A 23063-nucleotide genomic window follows, 5' to 3' on the forward strand; every position below is an offset into this window, starting at 1 on the left:
ATTATTCTCCCTCAAATGGAACACGTCCAGCATCATTCCATAAGGATTCTAATCCATAAAATTCACGAATTTCATCGTTACCAAATACATGACAAATAATATCACCAAAATCCAATAACACCCATTCACCTTCGCGATATCCTTCACGATGGAGAACCGTCATGCTATGTTCTGCTGCTATATCCTCAATTTCATCAGCAATACTTTGAGATTGTTTAATATTATTGGCGCTTACAATCATAAAATAATCACCTAACATAGAAACACCTTCTAAATCAAGTATTTCAATATCATGACCTTTCTTATCATAAGCTGCTTGTGCAAGCGCTAAAACATGTTGTTTAATTTCTTCTTTTTGTTTCATTATAGCTCCTATTATTCTTTCTTCTCCGGTTCTGAACCTGGTTCTGTTGGTTTTACGCGTGTGCTTTGATCTGATTCGATAGCAACAGGGGCTTTTTTTGTTTCAGGCGTTGAAATAAATTGACTTAAATCCTCTGGAGCCAATGTTCCCATCGTAATACCAACTAAACGCTGCGCTTCTGTTGGATTTACATGCCAATACACAATATCATTAATTTTTTCTTTTTCACCAGGTAAAATATAAAAATGAATATGATCTTTTTCCATTTGTCCTATGGAACGCATTAATTTAATAGCATCCCAAGTAGAGATATTACTTTCATAATGATTCCATAAACGCCAAATATGCCATGCTTTGGTAATAAACCACGTATCTTGTTCTCGATCAACCCATAATTTTAAAAATCGTTCTTGCCGTTGAACGCGACTAAAATTATCATTATGCTCATCTGTATATCGTAAATATGCTAATGCATTATCACTGTCTAAGTTTTGATAACCTCTACGTAAATCTATATCTTTACTACCAGTTTCAGAATCAACATGTTCCATATTTTTTTCTACATAGAACTGTTGACTTCCCAAAATCTCACTTGTTTTTTTGAAAGAAGACTCATCAACAACAACATAATAAGGAATACTAATATGAAACATATCTTCTACTACTGCTTTGGTTAATTCGATATTCCCTTCTGCATACATTTGATTTAACATAGATGCAGTTTTTTGATCTCTACTTTCAATTTTACTATTACTAGGAATACCTATTATATCCATTGTACTTGTATTCATATTAATAGACATAAGAAATAGTGAATCAGCTTGACTAGGATTATTGTTATCTCGACCTATAACCAATACATATACAGGCTTATCTAATGCTTTTTGCTCAACATTAATCGTATCAGTATGTTTTGGTTCACTAGAATCCTCAATTTCACTTACAGCATCAGTATGAGTTACACGATGATATACATAGCTTATTCCACTATACATCCCCCAACCTATACCACAAACAACGGCAAGTGCTAATACAAATACAATGATTAAACGAGCCCATTGTGTTTGATTTTTCTTTGATTGACGCTCTCGACGTCTTTTACGACGACGAGCTCGCGCCTTTTCAAGTTCGTCCATTGTAAGCACCTCCTTTTTTCATATGATGTATAAGATCATTGCGGCTAACAATAGTAAGAGGATAAATAGTATCTTTACTATCAATTAAATGACGAAGCGTCATATCAAATCCACATAATACACCGGCATCAAGAGATTTTTCAGCAGCAACTCGAATATCATTTACACCAGGAAAATTACGATTTGGCTCAATATAATCAGCTAAAAAAACAATTTTATCTAATTTAGACATGCCAATTTTTCCAGTTGTATGAACACGAATTGCTTCCAATACTTCTCGATTAGTAATACCATAGCGAGTATTCGCTAATACCATGCCTGCTACACCATGTAATAAAGCACCATTATGTAAGATGTCAGCATCACAAGATAAATCAGCCACTAAATCTTGCATTTCCAATAAAGGTAATTCTTTAGCACAATCATGTAATAATGCTGCCATATGGGCTTCTTCTACATTAGCTCCATACTTTTTTGCTAAATAAATAGCTGACTCTACAACACCTAAGGTATGTATAAATCGTTTCTTACTTAATTTATTAGATAAGTCGGTTTCAATTTGTTGTATATCCACCTTAATTATTCCTTCCGATAAATATCATATTCTTCAATATAATTAACTACACATTTAGGCAACATATATCTAACAGTCAACCCCTGTCTCAGTCGCGCTCGTAAGTAAGTAGCAGATAACTTCATTTCAGGCACATTCATTAAGTGAATTCTATCTTTAGCTTTAGGTCCTAATAATTCCAATGTTGTATCTACAACCTGAGAACCATCAGGTCTCATAGCTCCAATAAAGTGACAATGTTCTAATAATTCATTAATAAATTTCCAGTTAGGCAAATCTCGTATTGTATCTGTACCAGCTATAAAGTAAAAAGAGACAGAATCACCATATATTTTTTTAAAATAGTGAATTGTATCTATTGTATAGGATGGGCCATTACGACGCATTTCCACATCAGAAATTTCAAAATATGGATTATCTGCCACCGCAGCAGCCGTCATGGCATACCGATGATTAGCATCAATAACATCATTATGCTTATGAGGGGGAATTCTGGCAGGTACAAATATAACCTTTTCTAAATGAAACGTTTCTCTTGCCACCTCTGCAATCATTAGATGTCCCAAGTGGATGGGATTAAAAGTTCCACCTATAATACCAATCCGCCGTTTCTCTACCATATATAAGTCACACCCTTTATGACTATAATACAAATCAAAATGAATAATGCTAATGCTTTTACATACGATACCCACTCATAACGCCCTTTTGGACTCTGAACATAACGATAATAGGCTCGTATCAAATAATATAAACGCATCACGAGCGAATTTGTCCTGTACCAAATACAAAATATTTATAGGATGTTAATGCTTGTAATCCCATTGGTCCACGAGCATGAAGTTTCTGTGTACTAATGCCAATTTCAGCACCAAATCCAAATTCAAAACCATCTGTAAAACGTGTAGACGCATTATGATATACAGTAGAACAATCGATAAGATTCATAAAATGCTGAGCTGTTTTCATATTATCTGTTACAATCGCCTCAGAATGATGTGTTGTAAATCGATTAATATGTGAAATAGCCTCATCCACAGACGATACAATAGCTACATTTAAATCAAAATCATTGTATTCAGTTTCAAAAGATATATCATTAATAGCAATGCCATCTATAATTTGTAGTACCTCAGGTGTACCATGAATCGTTACATGATGAGACTCTAATTTATGTTCTAATGCCAACAGAAACTCATGAGCAATAGATTTATGAACCAATAGAGTCTCCATAGAATTACATACAGAAGGCCGTTGTACCTTTGCATTCACGGCTATATCAACAGCCATATCAATGTTAGCTTCAGCATCAACATAGGTATGACAAATACCACATCCTGTTTCTATAACTGGTATCATGCTATCACGTACAACGCGTTGTATTAATCCTGCACCGCCCCGTGGAATCACTACATCTATATAACGACGTTGTTGCAGCAATACACTTACAGCTTCACGATTTAATACTTCTACTAACTGAATTGCTGCTCTTGGTAAGTCATAGGCTTCTAATACATCTTGTAAAATAGATACGATGACTCGATTTGTTCGGAATGCTTCCTTACCACCGCGAAGGATAGTAGCATTAGCGGTTTTAAAACATAATGCTCCAGCATCAACGGTTACATTAGGACGTGCTTCAAAAATGATACCGATAACACCAAAAGGTACCGCTCGCTTTTCAATGTGAAGTCCATTAGGCCTATTAATAGTTTCTAATATGGTCCCTACCGGTGATGGTAATAGACTAACTTGACGAACACCTTCTGCCATTTGCGTAATGCGTTCTTTAGATAGTAGTAATCTATCCAACATAGTATCAGGTACCACGCCTCTAGCAGAATCCATATCCATGTGATTTTCTGTTAAAATTTGTTCACTATGTTGAACTAACGCATCAGCCATAGCACATAATACTTCATTGATGCGTTTCTCTGATAATTGCTGTAAAACAATAGATGCTGCTCGTGCAGATTTACCCATTTCTCTAAATGTACTTTCATATGAAATCATACTACACCTCATCAATGAATAATTACAAGATTATTTCTGTGAATAACCTCATCATATGTCGTATCAATTTCCAATATACGAGCTATATCTTGCGTATTATGACCTTTAATCTTAAGTAGATCGGAAGAACTATAATTTACTAATCCTCTAGCAAGCTCTTTCCCCTTAGAAATAATTGATACTGTATCACCTGGTTCAAAAGAGCCATCTACTTCAATAATACCAGCAGGTAAAATACTAGCCCCATGATGTAATACAGCTTTTGTACATCCTTCATCAATAGTGATACTCCCACTTAGGCGCTTACCATAAGCTACCCAATGATGCTTTTGAGACACACCTTGATTATTTGCAATAAATAATGTACCTATGTTCTCCCCCTTACAAACTTTCCGTAAGGAATTATTCGATTCACCACTAGCAATAATCATGTGTATACCTGAATTAGTGGCCATATGAGCAGCCTTAATTTTAGTATACATTCCTCCAGTTCCCATACTTGAACCTGCACCGCCAGCAATTTTATAAGTTTCATCTGTAATTATAGACACTTCATGGATTAAAGTAGCCGTAGAATCTGTAGCTGGATTAGCCGTATATAAACCATCAATATCAGATAAAATAATAAGCACATCAGCCTCTACGATACCTGCTACAGTTGCCGATAATGTATCATTATCCCCTATTTTATATTCTTCAATAGCTACTACATCATTTTCATTAATAATTGGAATGACGTGTAATTGTAATAATGCATGTAATGTATTTCTTAAATTTAAATAACTATGCCGAGAAGTACTATCTTCCTTCGTCAATAATATTTGAGCTACGGTTCTACCATACTCCCGAAACATGCGTTCATACATATGAATAAGTACACCTTGGCCTACTGCAGCAGATGCTTGACGCAATACAAGATCTCGTGGCTTTTCTTTAAATCCCAATGGTGCAAGGCCTGCACCTGTAGCCCCTGAGGAAACAAGAATAACCTCTTTCCCTTGGTTGGCAAGATCTGATAATTGGCGGACCAAATGTTCAATCCGTTCTAAATTTAAATGACCATTTGGGTAACATAATGTACTGCTTCCCACTTTTACAACAATGCGTTTAGCATTCTTAATGGCATCTCTCATACAATCATCTCCTATAAGGGAAAAAGGTTATAACAATTATTTAGGTAATATAATTTTAGGTTCTTTTTTTGCCTTGTATAAAACACCATTGAAACCAATGACTTGTACTAACTCAGCACCAAGCATATCTGCTAATTCTTGAAAAATCGCTTTATCTTCTGGACTATTATTAAGCAATTTTACCTTAATTAATTCACGTGCCATTAATGCGGCTCTAGCACTATCAATCACGCTATTCTCAAGACCATTTTTTCCTATTTGCACAACAGCTGGCATCGTAGCAGCTAATGAACGTAAATACCGTTTTTGTTTTCCTGTCATTGTAACTCCTAGTCTCTGAACGTAAATCGTTGTTCACCAATAACAACTTCATCGCCTTCTTGACATCCTTTTTCACGTAATTTATTATCCAATTCCATAAAACGCCAAATACGTTGGAATCGACGTAAAGATTGATCATCATCAAGATTGGTCATTGCCACAAGACGTTCAATACGCTTACCCGTAATATAGAAAGCAGCATCATCTCCACGTGTAATAACAAACTCCGTATCTGGTTTAGCTTCATACATAACTGTATCGTCAGTAGCTTCTACTTCCGGCTCATAATTTTCTACATAATAATAAGCTCGTTCCATTAATTCAGGTAAACCTTCACCGCTTAGTGCATTAATTAAGAGAACTTCATAACCTTTATCTTCAAAATAAGATTTTATATTAGGAATTGTTTCATCATCAAAAACAAGATCAATCTTATTAAGCGCTACAATTTGTTTCTTATTAGCTAACTTTTCTGAATACTTACGTAACTCGTCATTAATGGCATCAAAATCTTTTTTAGGGTCACGTCCTTCCATTCCAGATACATCTAAAACATGAATGAGAATGTTCGTACGTTCTACATGGCGCAAGAAATTATGACCAAGTCCTACACCTTCACTGGCCCCTTCAATGAGACCTGGAATATCAGCTAAGACAAAACTACGATCACCAGAAATAGTGACAACCCCTAAAACAGGTGTTAAAGTGGTAAAATGATAAGCTGCTACTTCTGGTTGAGCTTTGGACACCTTACGTAAAATACTGGATTTACCAACACTTGGATAGCCTAGCAATCCAACATCAGCCAATACCTTTAGTTCTAATTGTAACCAACGCTCTTCCCCTGGCTCACCTTTTTCAGCAAAGGTTGGTGCTCTATTGGAACTAGAAAGAAAGCGTGCATTACCACGCCCCCCACGACCACCTTTTGCAATAATAAAAGTATCACCATCGTGAACTAGGTCACAGAACACCTTACCTGATTCTTCGTCCTTAACAACAGTGCCCAATGGAACAGGAATAATTAAATCTTCTGCACCACGACCATGTTTATTAGCACTTTCACCATTACCACCTTTCGGCGCTTTAAATTGGCGTTTATAACGAAAATCTACAAGAGTATTAATATTTTTATCAGCTTGTAGAATAACATCTGCCCCTTGACCACCATCTCCACCGCTTGGTCCGCCATTAGGAACATATTTCTCTCGACGAAAACTAGACATACCGTCTCCGCCATCACCCGCTTTTACAAAAACACGAGCGCGATCTATAAACATAATTACATCCTTTTCTGCAAAACTATTTTAATAGTTCTATTGCTTTTTGAATTTGAATATCTGTAATATCGCTAGATGGTGCGATCCCTTTCGGTAAATCAAGAACCACATCTGGTTGAATGCCAGTTCCATCTATAACACGATCATTAGGTGTATGGTATTTAGCTATAGTCACTTTAATTCCTTCATCCTCTAAATTTGGATATACGCTTTGAACAGTCCCTTTACCATAACTATTAGTTCCCACAATAGTACCTAATTTTCTATCTTGAATAGCACCTGCAATAATTTCAGATGCACTAGCAGAACCTTTATTAATTAGTACTATCATAGGTAATGCAGGGTTCTTTCCTTCAGATACATATTTCTTTGTATTTCCATCTCGTGTAGTGAAAGAAACTAACGTCCCTTCTGGCATAATAATACTAGCAATATCTTGCGCACTATTAAGTAATCCACCAGGGTTATCGCGTAAGTCTAAAACTAACGAAGTCATGCCTTGAGAAAGAAGCTGTTCATATTGAGTTTTAAAATCTCCTGCTGTATGTTCAGCAAACTGACTGATGCGAATATATCCAATGTGGTCGGATAGCATTTTACTTTTTACAGTAGGTAATACGATTTCTTCTCTAGTAACGTTAAACGTTAATAATTGATTATCTCGTTCAACAACAATCGTTACATTGCTTCCAGCTTCACCACGAATTTTTGATGCTGCATCTTCAATAGACATAGAATTAGTATCTACACCATCAATAGATACAATATGATCACCACTTTTAATGCCTGCTTTATAAGCCGGCATATCATCAATAACAGATACAGCTTCTAAGCCCTTTGCTCCATGCCCAAGAACCATACCGACACCTGCATATGTGCCAGAAGTATGCTCCTTCATAGATTCAAAGTCATCCTTATCTAAATAGACACTATGAGGTTCGCCCAAGGAAGTAACTAAACCTTTTAACATTCCATCAAATAATGTTGCTTTACTAATAGGAGTCATAAATTTCTGGGTTGCAATATAATAAGTCACTACAAATCGAGGTAATCCCATTGCAGATCCAGAAATATACCAAAATACGAGCCACAACATAATGATGGACGCAAATATATATTTAACTAATGCTAAACTAATTCTTTTAAAATTATTATTCATTCTATAAATAACCCATAGGATCTACCGGATCCCCGTTTACACGAACTTCAAAGTGAACATGAGGTCCTGTACTATTGCCCGTACTACCAGCATAAGAAATAACTTGACCCTTCGCAACAGATTGACCTTCATCTACAGCGAGCTCAGAGTTATGACCATATAGTGTTGAAAGCCCATTACCATGATCAATAACGACAGCATAACCGTAGCCGCCCATCCATCCAGACCAGACTACGACACCACCATCAGCAGCATGAACAGGTGTACCTTCATCAACACCAATATCTATACCAGAATGATAAATTGTAGTCCCCCAAATTGGATGAACCCGATAGCCATAAGGGGAAGTAATTTCACCACTAACAGGCCAGCCAAGTTGTCCTGTACCTTGTACCCAATTATCTGATGCACCTTGCCCTTGTCCAGCAGAGGTTTGAGCAGCGGCTGCCGCTGCTGCAGCCGCTGCAGCACGTGCAGCTTGTCGTTCTTTTAACATAGCACTTACTTGAGCAGAAGAAGCATTAAGTTCTTCAATTGCTTGCATTGCAGTAGCTCTATCATTTTGAGCCTTTTGAAGAACTACATTACGTTCTGCTTTTTTCTGTTCAATTTCAGCTTGCTTTGCTAAAGCTGCTTTTTCTAATTCAACAAGTTTTGCTCGATCTGTTTCTAATTTTTGTTTATGAGCTTCAATTTCAGCTCTCTCTTTCTTTATTTCATTAATTAATGTAATATCTGAATCAATAATTCGTTTTAAAACTTCTAATCGATTAGCAAAATCACTAAAATCCTTAGAACCAATAACTACATCAATATAACTAAGACGTCCATTAATATAAATATCTCGAACACGTTTATAAAATACAGTTTCTCGACCTTCTAAACGTTTTTGAGCTTCCGCCAATTGACGTTCATTAAGTGTAATATCATTTTCTACAGATACGCGCTGTTCTTTAATCGTACCTAACTCAGCAGTCGCTTGACGAAGTTGCTCTTCAATTTGACGCAACTGTTCAGAAACGCTACCAATCACTGTTTCCGCATCTGCTTTTGCAGCATTTTGCTGATTAACCTGTTGTTGAATCGAATCTAATTGATTTGTTAAATCTTCATCTTCAGCCATAATATAGGCTGGTGTCCCGCATAATACCACTCCCGAAAGAAGGGCTGCTACGAGACGAGTTTTAAATCTATACTGTCTCATAATCCCTCTACTATACTTTCATATATTGTTTCAATGAAATGGTACTACCAATAATACCTACAACAATCCCACCACCAATTAAGCATGCTACTAATTGATAGAAGAATGGGAACATAGGAACTAATGGGAAGAATGCGAGTGAATCAGATACTTCCATGGTAATAAAATGATAGAACTCACCCACACATAAAACGGCAATAATGGAGCCTACAAAGCCCAATAGCATGCCTTCGATAACAAATGGCCAACGAATAAAGCTATTTGTAGCGCCTACATATTTCATAATCGCAATCTCTTTGCGACGAGCAAATACAGTTAAACGAATCGTATTGGAAATAATAAACAATGTAGCTGCTGCCAAGAAACCGATGAGTACGATACCACCAATTCGAATAATTTGTGTAATTCGGAACAATTCCTCAATAATATCTTGACCATAATGTGTACTTTCTACACCTTGGAATGTAGTAACCAATTTAGCTGTAGATTTAACATCTTCAGGATTTTCAAAAGTAAGAACATAAGAGTTTGGCAATGGGTTTACACCACCTAAGGCATTAACTAGTTGTTGCTGATCACCTAAACGTTCCTTAAATTCTTTCATAGCTTGTTCTTTATTAACAAATTCTAAGTGCTTAAGATTAGGAATTGCCTTTACTTGTTTACCAACAGCCATAATTTGTTCCGTCGTAAGCCCATCTTTTAAGTATACACTTAATTGAACTTGATTTTCTAAACTAGATGCCATGTTATTAAGATTGATAACACCACATAAAAATACACCAAGCATAAATAAAGATAATGCTACCGTGGATATAGACGCTAATGTCATAAGACCATTGCGTTTCATAGACTTTAAGGCTTCCTTAAAGAAATATTTCATTGTTCTAGGCTTCATTAAATTCTGCACCTCTCATATTATCACTAAGAACACGACCATCTTTTAATTCGATAACTCGCTTATTTAAATAGGTAACAATATCCATATTATGGGTAACCATAATTACGGTAGTGCCAAAATTATTGATATGTTTGAACAAATCCACAATGCCTTTACTTGTATTAGGATCAAGGTTCCCCGTTGGTTCATCTGCAATTAATACAGAAGGACGATTAACAATAGCCCGAGCAATAGCTACACGTTGTTGTTCACCACCAGATAAATCTTCTGGTAAATCATTCGCCTTATCAGATAATCCAACTAATTCAAGAACATGAGCAACCTTTTCTTTAATTACCTTAGGTTTCTCTTCTATAACTTCTAATGCAAAAGAAATATTTTCAGCTACGCTTTTATTAGGTAATAATCGGAAATCTTGAAATACTACACCTAATTTACGACGCAATTTTGGTATCTTACTACGTTTCATTTTAGTAACATCAAATTCATCAACTATTACAGCACCAGTATCTGGTGTAACTTCATGAGTTAATAATTTAAACAACGTAGATTTACCAGCCCCACTATGACCACAAATCAATACAAACTCACCATCATTAACAGTAATACACACATTATCAAGTGCGGTAGATCCGTTGTCATATACTTTACTAACATTCTTAAATTCTATCATTGGTTCCCCTTTTATTTACGTGTCACCACTTTTTTAACAGCTTTTACAATATCTTCAGCTGTTAAACCGTATTTTTCCATTAATTCTTTTGGTGTACCACTTTCCCCAAATGTATCTTTAACACCAACGAATTCAATCGGAACAGGTTTATGTGCAACAACAACTTCAGAAACAGCAGATCCTAATCCACCTAAAATATTATGTTCTTCAGCGGTTACAATAGCACCTGTTTCTTCAGCTGCTTTAATAATGGCTTTAGTATCAATTGGCTTAATAGAAGCCATATTAATAACACGAGCAGAAATTTGATCAGCTTCTAACTTTTTAGCTGCTTCAACTGCAGGGCCAACCAAAGCACCACAAGCGATGATGGTCACATCAGAGCCATCTTTTAATTGATTAGATTTACCAGGTGTGAAAGTATATCCATCTGCAGTTACATCTTCAACACTAGCACGTCCAAGACGTACATAAACCGGACCATTATAATCAGCAGCCCATCTAATAACCGATTCCGTTTCTTTTTCATCTGCAGGAACAATAACAGTCATATTAGGTAAAACACGCATACATGCAATATCTTCTAGGCTTTGATGTGTCGCACCATCTTCACCTACAGTAATACCCGCATGTGTAGCACATACTTTCACATTAAGTTTTGGATAGCATACAGCATTACGGATTTGTTCAAATGCACGACCAGTTGCAAACATAGCAAAGGAAGATACAAATGGAATCTTACCTGCTGCAGCTAAGCCCGCACCTACAGAGATTAGATTTTGTTCAGCAATACCTACATTAAAGAAACGTTCTGGACACTCTTTTTTAAATGTATCCGTTTTTGTAGATTTTGATAAATCAGCATCAAGAACAATAATATTAGAATTTTCTTTACCAATTTTTGCTAGCGCATTACCATACGCTTCACGTGTTGCTTTACCCATTATTGTACCCCCATGATTTCATTTACGAATATCGTACCTTGTTCTTCACTTGGTGCTTTGCCATGCCAACCAGCTTGACCTTCCATCTCTGTTACACCTTTACCTTTTACTGTATGCATAACGATACAAGTAGGACCGTCAGTAAAAGCTTTCGCATCTTCAATAGCTTGATGTAATTCATCAATATTGTGACCATTTACTTCGATAACATTCCATTTGAAAGCTTTAAATTTATCAGGAATTGGCAATGGAGACATAACATTTTCAATATTGCCATCAATTTGTAAGCCATTATAATCTACAAAAGCAGTTAAATTATTTAATTTGTAATGTCCTGCAAACATTGCTGCTTCCCACACTTGTCCTTCTTCAAGCTCACCATCACCTAGAATGGAATATACACGGTAATCAGCATTATCAACCTTACCAGCTAACGCCATACCACATGCTGCTGAAATACCTTGGCCTAAAGAACCAGTAGACATATCAACACCTGGTGTATGCTTCATATCCGGATGGCCTTGAAGAAAATGATTAATTTTGCGCAAGTTTAACAACTCTGATTTTGGAAAATATCCTTTTTCTGCCAATGTTGCATAAAGTGCTGGTGCAGCATGACCTTTAGATAAAACAAAACGATCTCGGTCTTTTTTCTTAGGATTAACTGGATCTACATTCATTTCTACAAAATATAAGAGAGACATCACATCAGCAATAGATAAGGATCCGCCTGGATGACCTGATTTAGCTGCTGTAACAGACTGTACGATGCTAACGCGAATCGCTTTAGCTTTTTCTTGTACTAATTGTTTTTGATCTTGACTCAATGTAGTCATAAAGACCTCTCTTTCCGGATAATATCCAATGTATAGTTAATACTTATCTAAAAGTGAAATAGCAAATTCAGCATTGCGTTTCGATACTTTACGCAATTTTTGAATACGATTAAAAGAATGTTGATAACCTTCCGTAGAATGTAACAATTCTATACATCTTGTATAAAGAATATTAGAATCTAAATCTGACATTGTTCCAATGGGCTCTTGTTCAATCATATGTAAAAAACTTGTAATTTTAGGGTCATAGGAAATTCCAATTACTGGTTTTCCCATTAAAGAACTAAATACAAGAGCATGTAACCGTATACCAATCATCAAATCTACATTACCTGATAATGATAACTGCTCCTCTGTTGTAAATGGCCCTTCTAATACAATTGATTTTACCTTCATAAGCGAAGCAATACACTTTGCTTCATTTGTATCATCAGGATGCGACATAGGTATAAATACAATTTCAGTATTTTGCTCTATACAAAGGCGCGTCAACACATCAGCTAAACTTTGCCGATAAACCGTATTATCTTTCCAACTTCGAACAGCAATACCAACACGTTTTCTCCCACTTTCAATAGGGGTACAGTTATATTTAGTTAAAATATTAGCACCAATATCTAAATCAGCCTTGTGCATAGCTAATACAGCATCAGCTGTAACCTCTACATCATCTATGCCAAGAGCATGTAACTCATTCTTAGAGATGGAATCACGGACAGTAATTCCATCTACATATTTCAACATAAATCGAACTGCCCGTTTCGTAGATTTACGATATAATGGACCAATACCTTGAGAATACAACATAACAGGCTTACCTAATAATTTAGCAAGCCCCATAATACTCAAATAATAATAGGTATTTCGAATACTAGTGGCATCCTGTAACAAGCTGCCCCCACCACTAATTACAAGATCCGCATTGCGTATGGCATTAAAAATACCAAAAGCAGCAAACGTTCCAACAGCCTTAATATTATGTTTTCTACTAGTCTCTTGAGGATTACCAGAAATAACCGTAATATGTACATCGTTTTCTACATCACGAATAGCATCGATAATGGCGGAAAGCATAGCTTCATCGCCTGCATTACCAAAACCATAGTAACCTGAAATGACGATATTACTCATGACAGTCCTCCCGATTTATAGCCCATTGAGAAATATAGACAACTAAACGAACTGCCAGAATAAGCGCTATACCAATGACACAACCAAGTAATAATCCATCATAACCACGCATAATAGACATAAATACAGGTGTTCTAATATGGCAGAATGTTTCAACCATAGAGGCAATACCAATAACACCACCTATTGTTAATACAAAATGGATAACCATAGGCCATTTACGTAAGAATGCAAATGTTGCTAGCATCAATAAAGGATGCCCAATCATAAATTCTTTTTCCCGTGGTCTAGCATATAAAGTATTTTCTAAAAATCTACGTAATACCAATTCAAATGTAGGAACAGGTACACCCGCCGTATGTCCACTACGACCTACAAAAATCCATCCTGCTGCACCAATAGCTGCAATTACAAAAAATACATACATTTTAATATCTGTAGTAAGAAACTCTTTAATGAAAGATTTAGCTTCTGACCCAGAATTAATCATACGACCTTTCCACAATGGAAAACGTTGTAAATAAGCTATCATAACAAGAATAATTGGTAATACAAAGGTAAGTTTAACACCTCTAAAAATTTCAAATTCCATAAAGAATTTAGTATTACCTAACAAAGCTGCAATATACATACCACCGATAGCAGCAAATAAAGTGGCTATTACTAAATAAAGTAAAGCTAATAGGGTGGACTTCCAAGCACCTACAGGTCGTATACCATCAGATCTACGCCATTCTTCCATAAGAATCACCATAGCACCAACCGGTGCCATAATTGCAGCAGACAACGCCCAAATTTGAACTAATAATGTTCCACTAGTTACAATAAACCCTACGATAGACACAAGTGATAGAGCAAAAAATAACACTAACTGTTTATGCTGAGATATATTTATAAACATTTGTCCAACGTATACAAATAATGCAATACTACCAATCAAAGTTAACACAATTAATAATGGGTTAGGTGTGTATGAAGGGTAAATATCAGCGGGACCAAATTCATAACCTTTAGTACTTAATTTATCAGTTGTACTATGAACATAATTAATAGTTGTTTGTAAAACAGTTTCATTATTTTGCCCAACTTCATACATTGGGAATAAATTAAAACGAATATTACGTTCAATATCACTAATATAAAATCGTTGAGCAGCTTCTTCTGGTGTGATTTTCTTCAGTTCATCTTTTGAAATAGTATAGACACGACCAACACTATAATTTTTCTTAGCTGCCATCTCTAAGAATCCCAATTGCGGTTCATACTGCAATTGATTGACTGCTTCAATACCAACCAATGGAATATGAAGATTATTCATGGCTTCCAAGGTTTCATCAATATGGTTAGGAGCACCTAAAGCTTCCTTACCAGCAAATATAATACCTGTTACATGAGGAACTCCATCTAATCTGCTAAATACATATTTAATATCATCAGATGTTACATTTCGATAATTAGTAGGTCTTACGATGACATTAAATCCTCGATTAGCAACCTCTAAAGCTTGAATTCGAGAAATCCCCAAATTCATTTTTGCATAACTATCTGCGGTTGCTCCTTGTAACTCTAAGACAGGACCAATATTAGTATTAAGCTCTTTAACTTTATCTTTGCCAATACGATGATATAAGTCTTCTCGTATCTCTTTATAATATCCTTCTTTTCCAGGGATAAGAGCAATATATGTAGCTCCTGGTTTAATTGAGCTACCATTGATACGAATACCAGACATATCTTGTGAAGATAGCAATTTAATTTCACCAGCATCGTTTGCTTTTTCTAATGTTCTATCATAAATTGCAAATGCAGTTATACCTGCTTCTTTTAAGGCATCAAAAGCATCTTTTTGATTACGCTTTTCAAAAGCATTGGCACGAAGCACAGCATCATAATCTACAATGTTTTCAATATGATTTTGTGACTTTTCAATAGTATTTCGCTCCATTACCAAATAGAGTGATGAAATAAGTCCTACTATAATACATAGTATAAGAACTAGTGAGTGCTTAGTTTTCTTAACAGTATGCACGATAATTCCTTTCTAATCGATTACAGGTCTAATTTTAATGTGAATTTCACCTTTTTCAACGGTAACAGACTCTGCCTTTACTGGAACAGGGAAGTTATTAAAATCATAAATTGAAATTGGTTGTAATTGTTGTGAAGTAATACCAGAAATTGTTAATCCACTTACAGTAAATCGACTTGGTGCAAAAGATAAAACATTATCCTTAAGTTGTAATGAGCCCTCTAAGCTTGCTTGACCTTTTAAAGACCCCATTATATTAATGGTTCCAGTTAAGGTAATACGATCATTGTTAATGCGGACATTTGCATCTTGTAATCCTTCTGTATTTTGAATTAAAAATTTCTTTAAATCATCTTCTAGAACAATCCCCTCCACATAAGATGGTCCTAGACTAAGTACATCAACTTCATGAGAAATAATAAGTGAAACTGGATTAATAACAAGATTATTCGCTTCATAATGAAAACTTGAAAAGTTTAACTTACCCAGTTGAACATTTTCCAAAGTTCCTGCGACTTTATCTGCCTGTCCATAAACAAGTTTAAAAGCCGGAGTAGACTCAATGACAACTGTTTGATTCGTCGGCTGAAGAGATTTGTTTATCTCACTTTCTACAAGAGACTCTACATATTTAGGTACTACAAATTGAGCTCCCACTAAACAAATAATAATAAGTAAGACTATGAATAATAAAAATTTCTTCATAATGGCTCCTACACGGTTAAATTAGCTTCTTTCTTTAAATAGCCCTCAATAAACTGGTCTATATTACCATCCATAACAGCTTGTACATTGCCAGTTTCAACCGATGTACGATGATCTTTAACCATATTATAAGGATGAAAAACATAAGACCTAATTTGACTTCCCCACTCAATAGCTTGATAGGTTCCACCAATCTGCTCTTTAAGTTCGGCTTGTTTTTCAAGTTCTAGTTCAAATAATTTTGCTCGTAATAAACGGAGTGCTTGTTCTCTATTTTGCATTTGAGAACGCTGAGATTGACATTGTACTACTATACCAGTCGGTTTATGGGTCATACGAACTGCAGAATCAGTTTTATTAATATGTTGTCCACCAGCACCACTTGCACGATATGTATCAACTTGAACATCTTTCATATCGATATTTATTTCAACTGTATCATCAATTTCAGGCATTACATCAACAGCAGCAAATGATGTATGCCGACGAGCAGCAGCATCAAATGGTGAAATACGCACAAGTCTATGAACACCCTTTTCCGATTTTAAATAGCCAAACGCATTTTCCCCTTTAATAAGAAATGTCGCACTTTTTATACCAGCTTCATCACCAGGTTGTTCATCCATTAGCTCTACAGAAAATCCAGTTTTCTCTGCCCATCGTAAATACATACGAATTAACATGGAGCACCAATCTTGTGCCTCCGTACCACCAGCCCCAGCATGAAAAGTTAAAATTGCATTGTTTTTATCATATTCCCCGCCAAGTAATAATAATACTTCCTGCTTTTCTACGGTTTCTTGAATATCGTTTAAAAATTGTTTGATTTCAATTTCCATAGAGGAATCTTCTTCTTCTATGGCCATATCTAACATAACACTGGCATCATCAATATCAGATACTAATTGCTTATATCCCTCTACAGAATTTTTTAATTGTGTGGCCTCTTGAGAAATCTCACGAGCTTTATCTGGATTATCCCAAAATGTGGGATCACTCATCTGTACATCAAGAGTAAAGATTCGCTCTTCTTTCTGAGCAATGTTAAAGTGAATCCCTCATTCCATAAATTCGTTCCTCTAAACCAGATATAATTGGCTTTAAATCTTCTAACAATTTATGTTCACCACCTTTATGTTGTTACTACATATATTGTAATAATTAACTATCTTTTAAAATGAAAAATGGCCGTTGCCCAGAAGGTATTCTTCCCATTGAGCAACGTGCCATTCACAAATGTTAATCTATGTTTTGTGGCTCCAACACATCTTCATGATGGGATTGTGCACCTTCTAAGTGATCTACTGGTTGTTCAATTTCCTGAATCAATTGTGCACGAATTTTGTATAAAGCCATGATTGTTTCATCTTGAATTGTGTCAATCATGTGTTGGAACATATCATAAGCTTCAAATTTATATTCCACTAATGGATTTTTTTGACCATATGCACGAAGACCAATACCTTCACGAAGCATATCCATATTATCCAAATGTTCCATCCATTTACTATCTACAACACGTAGCATAATTGCTTTTTCAAGTTGGCTAAACATCGCATCACCTAAAAGATCAACACGATCTTGATATTCACTATGTGCAATTTCATGTAAACGTTCATCCAATTCTTGACGTGTATATTCTTCCATTTCTTCTGTAGACATAATTTCAGAAGTCAAGAAATATTGGCTCAAATGCTTATGAAGACCATCATAATCCCATTCTTCTGGATATAATTTTTCATCAGCATATCTATCAACAGCTTCTGTTACAAGCTTGTCAATCATCTCATTAATAGTATCTCTTAAAGATTCATTTCTTAAGATACGACGGCGTTGTTCATAGAGCACTTCACGTTGTTGATTCATAACATCATCATATTCCAAGATATATTTACGAATATTGTAGTTGTGATCTTCAACTTTCTTTTGAGCACGTTCGATAGATTTTGTAATTAAGGAATGTTCAATTGGTTCATCTTCTTCCATTCCTAATTTATTCATAATGCCAGAAATATTATCTGCACCAAAGATACGCATCAAATCATCTTCCAAAGATAGGAAAAATTGGGATGAACCTGGATCACCTTGTCGACCAGCACGGCCACGTAATTGGTTATCAATACGACGGCTTTCATGACGTTCGGTACCTAAAATAGCTAAACCACCTAGTTCAGGAACACCTTCACCTAATGTAATATCTGTACCACGGCCAGCCATGTTTGTAGCAATAGTAACCATGCCCATTTGACCAGCATTAGCAACGATTTCCGCTTCTTGTTCATGATGTTTTGCGTTCAATACCTTATGAGGCACACCAGCGCGTAATAACATATCTGAAAGTTCTTCGGATTGAGTAATAGATGTAGTACCAATTAAAATTGGTTGTCCTGTTTGATGACGTTCTACAGCATTTCGTACAACAGCACGGTATTTAGCTGCTTTAGATTTAAAAATAAGATCAGGTAAATCCACACGAATCAAAGGACGATTTGGAGGAATAGGAATAACTTCCAAACCATAGATATCATTAAATTCCTTTTCTTCTGTTTTAGCAGTACCAGTCATACCAGACAACTTTTCATACATACGGAAATAGTTCTGGAAAGTAATAGATGCTAATGTTTGACTTTCACGTTCAACCTTAAGGCCTTCTTTAGCTTCAATAGCTTGGTGTAAGCCATCTGAATAACGACGTCCAAACATCAAACGACCTGTAAATTCATCAACAATTACAACTTCGCCATCTTTGACTACATAATCCGTATCGCGATGCATCATAGCATAAGCACGTAAAGATGCACCAAGTAAATGATTAAGTTCAATGTTGTCAGCATCATATAGATTATCAATGCCTAACATTTTTTCCACTTTTGTAATACCAGCTTCCGTAGGTGCAATGGTTTTTTGTTTTTCATCAATTGTATAGTCTTCATCTTTTACTAGATGAGGAACCACTTGTGCCAATTTATAGTAGTTATCAGTAGATCGACTACCAGGACCAGAAATAATGAGTGGGGTTCTCGCTTCATCAATCAAAATGGAGTCAACTTCATCGACAATAGCATAATTCAAAGGACGTTGTACCATTTGAGATACATCGGATACCATGTTATCCCGTAGATAATCAAATCCAAATTCATTGTTAGTACCATACGTTACATCTGCAGCATAAGCTTCTTTACGTTGATTATAATCAAGATTAGCAACGATTAGTCCAGTAGACAAGCCTAAAAAATTATATAATCGGCCCATTTGCTCACTGTCACGTGTAGCCAAGTAATCATTAACGGTAACAACATGAACGCCTTTACCAGATAAAGCATTTAAATATACAGCTAAGGTTGCAACTAAAGTTTTACCTTCGCCTGTACGCATTTCAGCGATATTACCTCTATGTAAGCAAATACCACCTAACATTTGCACATCAAAGTGACGCATCCCAAGTACACGTTTTGATGCCTCACGACATACTGCAAATGCTTCTGGTAAAATATCGTCTAACGTTTCTCCCTTTTGTAGGCGACGTTTAAACTCATCTGTTTTACTAACAAGATTAGCGTCACTTAATTTTACATAATTAGGTTCTAAATCATTAATATGATCTACAATCTTGCGCATTTTTTTTACTTCTTTTGCGCTATTATTTCCTATAAGACTTTGTAAAAAGCCGAACAAACAAATCACTCCTCTTCGGGATATCTTACATTATTATATCTAATTCATTATAACGAAAAAGCCTTGAATAGTCAAAGAATTCAAGGCTTTTCTATCGATATAAATATATAAATGGATGCCCAATAGGGCATCCATCATGTATATGATACAATTCAATTAAATTTCAATTAAATTGCAGAGGATTTAGATTGTTAATCAATCATATTATTTCAATTCAGGCTCAATTAAACCATAGAAACCATCATGTCTCCGATATACGACATTCATTGTTTCTGTTTCCGCATTAAAGAACATAAAGAAATCATGACCAATTAAATTCATTTGTAAAATTGCTTCTTCTACATCCATAGGGCGAACAGCAAAATGTTTACGTTTTACTACTTCAATTTTTTCTTCTTCTACAGGTTTATCTAAAGCTACTACATCTGGATGGAACGCTTCTTGACGTTTGAATCGTTTTGCTAAACGAGTTTTATGTTTATGAATTTGACGAACGATTTTATCTATGACTAAATCGATTGCAGCATACATATCAGCATTAGTTTCTACGCCACGAAGTACTATTTTATCAACGAAACATGTAATTTCGATAGTCGCTTTATCACGCACGACAGATAACACTGCTTGTGCATCTAATTCATCATCAAAGTAACGAGTTAATTTACCCAGTCTTTTTTCAATATACTCACGAAGAGCTGCTGTTACTTCAATGTTTTTACCTCTAATTACTACTTTCATATTCAACACCCTTTCTAAAAATCAACAACCAGATGTTAGAACCTTGTTACCACTCTATTTCTGGTGTCTTAGTTAGTATTTCTACATACATATATAAAACTCCTCTTTTTTAGAAAAAAATTTATATTTTATATAGAAATATGTGTACATATTATAAAACAACCAAACCTCCCAACAATAAAGTCTGTTGAAATATTTGGTTGCTTTAATTTAACGCTGTATGAACTTATGCTTTTACAACATTTGCAGCTTGTGGTCCACGATTACCATCAACTATATCAAATGTTACACTTTGACCTTCTGAAAGAGATTTAAATCCTTCATCTTGAATTGCAGAGAAGTGTACAAATACATCACTACCATCTTCTCGCTCAATAAATCCATAACCTTTTTCTGCACTAAACCATTTTACTTTACCTAACATTGGTAATATCCTCCTAAAAATATATTTATCTTACTGTCTTGCTTTATATTTGTATCATATCATAGCATGTATAAAATATCAAACTACGACTCATCGATTTAACATAAATTATTATACATATTTAGCATTAAGAAATTATTTGGATTATTCGATATTATCTTTTAATTATATGTTTTATTTTATATAGTCTATGGCATTTAAAACTTATATTTATCTCATTATTATTTAAATATATAAAAAACAAAAGCTATTTTTTTAGTATTGTCTGTATAAACTCTCTAAATATCACAAATATTTATATCTTATATCTATTAATACGAATTAACATATATAGTAGCACTTTATATTCTACCTTATTATCTGCCTTAACATTCTTATAGCAACATTAATACCAAAAAGTACTCACAATTACAAAAGTATATAATCGTGAGTACTTTACTAAGACATTATAAAATTTTAGATAAAAATAATTTAGTTCTTTCACTAGTAGGTTCATCAAAAACTTGTTTTGGTGTACCGTCTTCTAAAATCTGACCACCATCTACAAATAATACCCTATCAGCTACTTCTTTAGCAAAGCCCATTTCATGTGTAACAATAACCATTGTCATACCTTCATCAGCTAATGATTTCATAACATCTAAAACTTCTCTTACCATTTCAGGATCTAGAGCTGATGTAGGTTCATCAAAAAGCATAACCTTCGGCTTCATTGCTAATGCTCGAGCAATAGCAACACGTTGTTTTTGTCCACCGGATAGTGAGTCCGGATACATATGGGCTTTATCAGATAGTCCAACGCGTTCCAACAACTTCATTGCTACCTGTTCTGCTTCTTTTTTATCAGTCTTTCTTACTTTAATTTGAGCTAATGTCAAATTGTCTAAAACAGTCATATGAGGGAACAAATTAAAATTTTGGAACACCATGCCTACTTCCGTACGAATTTCATTCAATTTATTCTTATCAGACAAATCCATTCCATCAACAATTACATGTCCACTAGTTGGTGCTTCTAAATAATTCATCGTCCGCAAAACTGTACTTTTACCGGAGCCAGAAGGACCAATAATTACAACAACTTCACCTTTTTCAATGCATAAATTAATACCTTTTAACACTTCATTTTTGCCAAAAGATTTTCGCACGTCTTTTAATTCAATCATTTTACGTTATATTTCCTTTCAAGGTAAGCAACCAATCGAGAAATCGGTATTGTCATACATAGGTAAATAATGGCAACCGTTCCCCAAATTTCAGTAGCTGCATAAGTCTTAGCTATAATTAATTGACCACGACGCATTAATTCTTCAAATCCAATAACAGAAACCAAAGAAGAATCTTTCAACATCGCAATAAATTCATTTCCTAAAGGAGGGATAGACGCTTTGAAAGCTTGAGGAATAATAATATGACGCATCGTTTGCCACCAAGACAATCCTAAAGAACGACCTGCTTCCATTTGCCCTCTATCAACAGATTGAATACCTGCGCGAAATATTTCAGATACATATGCACCAGAATTGATACTACATGCAGCAACAGCTGCTACATAAGGATCAATTCTCATACCAATAATTTGTGGTAATGCAAAGTAAATCATAAAAATTTGTACTAACATAGGTGTACCACGAATTACATCGACGTAGCATTTAGCCAGTATACGAATAACTACAAAATTAGACATTCTAGCTAAAGAAATAATTAAGCCTATAATAAAACCACAGCTTACAGCAACAGCTGTAATCTTAATAGTCATTAAAGCCCCATATAGTAATAATGGTAAATTACTCGTTATGACATTCCAGTCCATCTACAACTCC

General features: G+C 35.1%; 23 protein-coding genes. All 23 read right to left on the bottom strand.

What is annotated here, in order from left to right:
* Position 1 precedes the first annotated feature (1 nt).
* The 23 genes from rsfS to Q0E20_RS00900 all read right to left on the bottom strand — a co-directional run bounded on the left by rsfS (position 2) and on the right by Q0E20_RS00900 (position 23053).
* Entirely contained in the window at positions 2–364 is a 363-nt protein-coding gene (rsfS, locus tag Q0E20_RS00790) for a ribosome silencing factor (RefSeq protein ID WP_295994868.1), read from the bottom strand.
* 11 nt (positions 365–375) lie between these two features.
* On the bottom strand, positions 376–1500 hold the full coding sequence (locus Q0E20_RS00795) for an LCP family protein (RefSeq protein WP_295994871.1): 1125 nt from the start codon (positions 1498–1500) through the stop codon (positions 376–378).
* On the bottom strand, positions 1487–2074 hold the full coding sequence (gene yqeK, locus Q0E20_RS00800) for a bis(5'-nucleosyl)-tetraphosphatase (symmetrical) YqeK (protein WP_295994875.1): 588 nt from the start codon (positions 2072–2074) through the stop codon (positions 1487–1489). The genes Q0E20_RS00795 and yqeK overlap by 14 nt, the downstream gene beginning before the upstream one ends.
* Positions 2075–2079: 5 nt before the next feature.
* The gene (gene nadD, locus Q0E20_RS00805; protein ID WP_295994879.1) at positions 2080–2694 is read right to left on the bottom strand and encodes a nicotinate-nucleotide adenylyltransferase; all 615 of its coding nucleotides are present in this window, start codon (positions 2692–2694) and stop codon (positions 2080–2082) included.
* 139 nt (positions 2695–2833) lie between these two features.
* The gene (locus Q0E20_RS00810) at positions 2834–4087 is read right to left on the bottom strand and encodes a glutamate-5-semialdehyde dehydrogenase (protein ID WP_295994882.1); all 1254 of its coding nucleotides are present in this window, start codon (positions 4085–4087) and stop codon (positions 2834–2836) included.
* Positions 4088–4098: 11 nt separating this feature from the next.
* A complete protein-coding gene (proB, locus tag Q0E20_RS00815) occupies positions 4099–5220 on the bottom strand; it encodes a glutamate 5-kinase (protein ID WP_295994886.1) in 1122 nt (373 codons plus the stop codon).
* Positions 5221–5256: 36 nt separating this feature from the next.
* On the bottom strand, positions 5257–5541 hold the full coding sequence (gene yhbY, locus Q0E20_RS00820; RefSeq protein WP_295994889.1) for a ribosome assembly RNA-binding protein YhbY: 285 nt from the start codon (positions 5539–5541) through the stop codon (positions 5257–5259).
* 8 nt (positions 5542–5549) lie between these two features.
* A complete protein-coding gene (gene obgE, locus Q0E20_RS00825) occupies positions 5550–6821 on the bottom strand; it encodes a GTPase ObgE (RefSeq protein ID WP_295994891.1) in 1272 nt (423 codons plus the stop codon).
* 22 nt (positions 6822–6843) lie between these two features.
* Positions 6844–7980 (bottom strand): S41 family peptidase, encoded by a 1137-nt coding sequence (locus Q0E20_RS00830; protein WP_295994894.1) that lies wholly within the window; start codon positions 7978–7980, stop codon positions 6844–6846.
* Position 7981: 1 nt separating this feature from the next.
* Positions 7982–9184 carry a murein hydrolase activator EnvC gene (locus Q0E20_RS00835; RefSeq protein WP_295994899.1) on the bottom strand — a complete coding sequence of 401 codons (1203 nt, stop codon included), beginning with the start codon at positions 9182–9184 and terminating at the stop codon, positions 7982–7984.
* 10 nt (positions 9185–9194) lie between these two features.
* Entirely contained in the window at positions 9195–10082 is an 888-nt protein-coding gene (gene ftsX / locus Q0E20_RS00840) for a permease-like cell division protein FtsX (protein ID WP_295994902.1), read from the bottom strand.
* Positions 10072–10758, bottom strand: a complete 687-nt coding sequence (gene ftsE / locus Q0E20_RS00845; protein WP_295994905.1) for a cell division ATP-binding protein FtsE — start codon at positions 10756–10758, stop codon at positions 10072–10074. The genes ftsX and ftsE overlap by 11 nt, the downstream gene beginning before the upstream one ends.
* Positions 10759–10769: 11 nt before the next feature.
* Positions 10770–11702, bottom strand: coding sequence for a transketolase family protein (locus Q0E20_RS00850; protein WP_295994907.1), 933 nt, complete (start codon positions 11700–11702; stop codon positions 10770–10772).
* Positions 11702–12538: a transketolase gene (locus tag Q0E20_RS00855; protein WP_295994912.1), complete on the bottom strand. Its 837-nt coding sequence runs from the start codon at positions 12536–12538 to the stop codon at positions 11702–11704. The genes Q0E20_RS00850 and Q0E20_RS00855 overlap by 1 nt, the downstream gene beginning before the upstream one ends.
* 36 nt (positions 12539–12574) lie before the next feature.
* Positions 12575–13669: a polysaccharide pyruvyl transferase CsaB gene (gene csaB / locus Q0E20_RS00860; RefSeq protein WP_295994914.1), complete on the bottom strand. Its 1095-nt coding sequence runs from the start codon at positions 13667–13669 to the stop codon at positions 12575–12577.
* Positions 13662–15698 carry a DUF5693 family protein gene (locus tag Q0E20_RS00865; protein WP_295994916.1) on the bottom strand — a complete coding sequence of 679 codons (2037 nt, stop codon included), beginning with the start codon at positions 15696–15698 and terminating at the stop codon, positions 13662–13664. Before Q0E20_RS00865 ends, csaB begins: the two co-directional genes overlap by 8 nt.
* 12 nt (positions 15699–15710) lie before the next feature.
* Positions 15711–16403, bottom strand: a complete 693-nt coding sequence (locus Q0E20_RS00870) for an LmeA family phospholipid-binding protein (RefSeq protein WP_295994917.1) — start codon at positions 16401–16403, stop codon at positions 15711–15713.
* 8 nt (positions 16404–16411) lie between these two features.
* Positions 16412–17519, bottom strand: a protein-coding gene (gene prfB, locus Q0E20_RS00875; RefSeq protein ID WP_295994920.1) for a peptide chain release factor 2 whose coding sequence is annotated in 2 segments (ribosomal slippage) — positions 16412–17461 and positions 17463–17519 — 1107 coding nt in all. Because the reading frame shifts where the segments join, the coding sequence is not laid out codon by codon here.
* A 123-nt stretch (positions 17520–17642) separates the two neighbouring features.
* Entirely contained in the window at positions 17643–20078 is a 2436-nt protein-coding gene (gene secA / locus Q0E20_RS00880) for a preprotein translocase subunit SecA (protein WP_295994922.1), read from the bottom strand.
* 204 nt (positions 20079–20282) lie between these two features.
* A complete protein-coding gene (gene raiA / locus Q0E20_RS00885; protein WP_295994925.1) occupies positions 20283–20816 on the bottom strand; it encodes a ribosome hibernation-promoting factor, HPF/YfiA family in 534 nt (177 codons plus the stop codon).
* Positions 20817–21042: 226 nt separating this feature from the next.
* Complete coding sequence (locus Q0E20_RS00890) at positions 21043–21240, bottom strand: cold shock domain-containing protein (protein ID WP_295994927.1); 198 nt, start codon at positions 21238–21240, stop codon at positions 21043–21045.
* A gap of 446 nt (positions 21241–21686) precedes the next feature.
* The gene (locus Q0E20_RS00895) at positions 21687–22406 is read right to left on the bottom strand and encodes an amino acid ABC transporter ATP-binding protein (RefSeq protein ID WP_295994930.1); all 720 of its coding nucleotides are present in this window, start codon (positions 22404–22406) and stop codon (positions 21687–21689) included.
* The gene (locus Q0E20_RS00900) at positions 22403–23053 is read right to left on the bottom strand and encodes an amino acid ABC transporter permease (protein WP_295994933.1); all 651 of its coding nucleotides are present in this window, start codon (positions 23051–23053) and stop codon (positions 22403–22405) included. The genes Q0E20_RS00895 and Q0E20_RS00900 overlap by 4 nt, the downstream gene beginning before the upstream one ends.
* Positions 23054–23063: the final 10 nt, after the last annotated feature.

It is taken from the genome of uncultured Veillonella sp., from assembly GCF_934230905.1.
GTDB lineage: Bacteria > Bacillota > Negativicutes > Veillonellales > Veillonellaceae > Veillonella.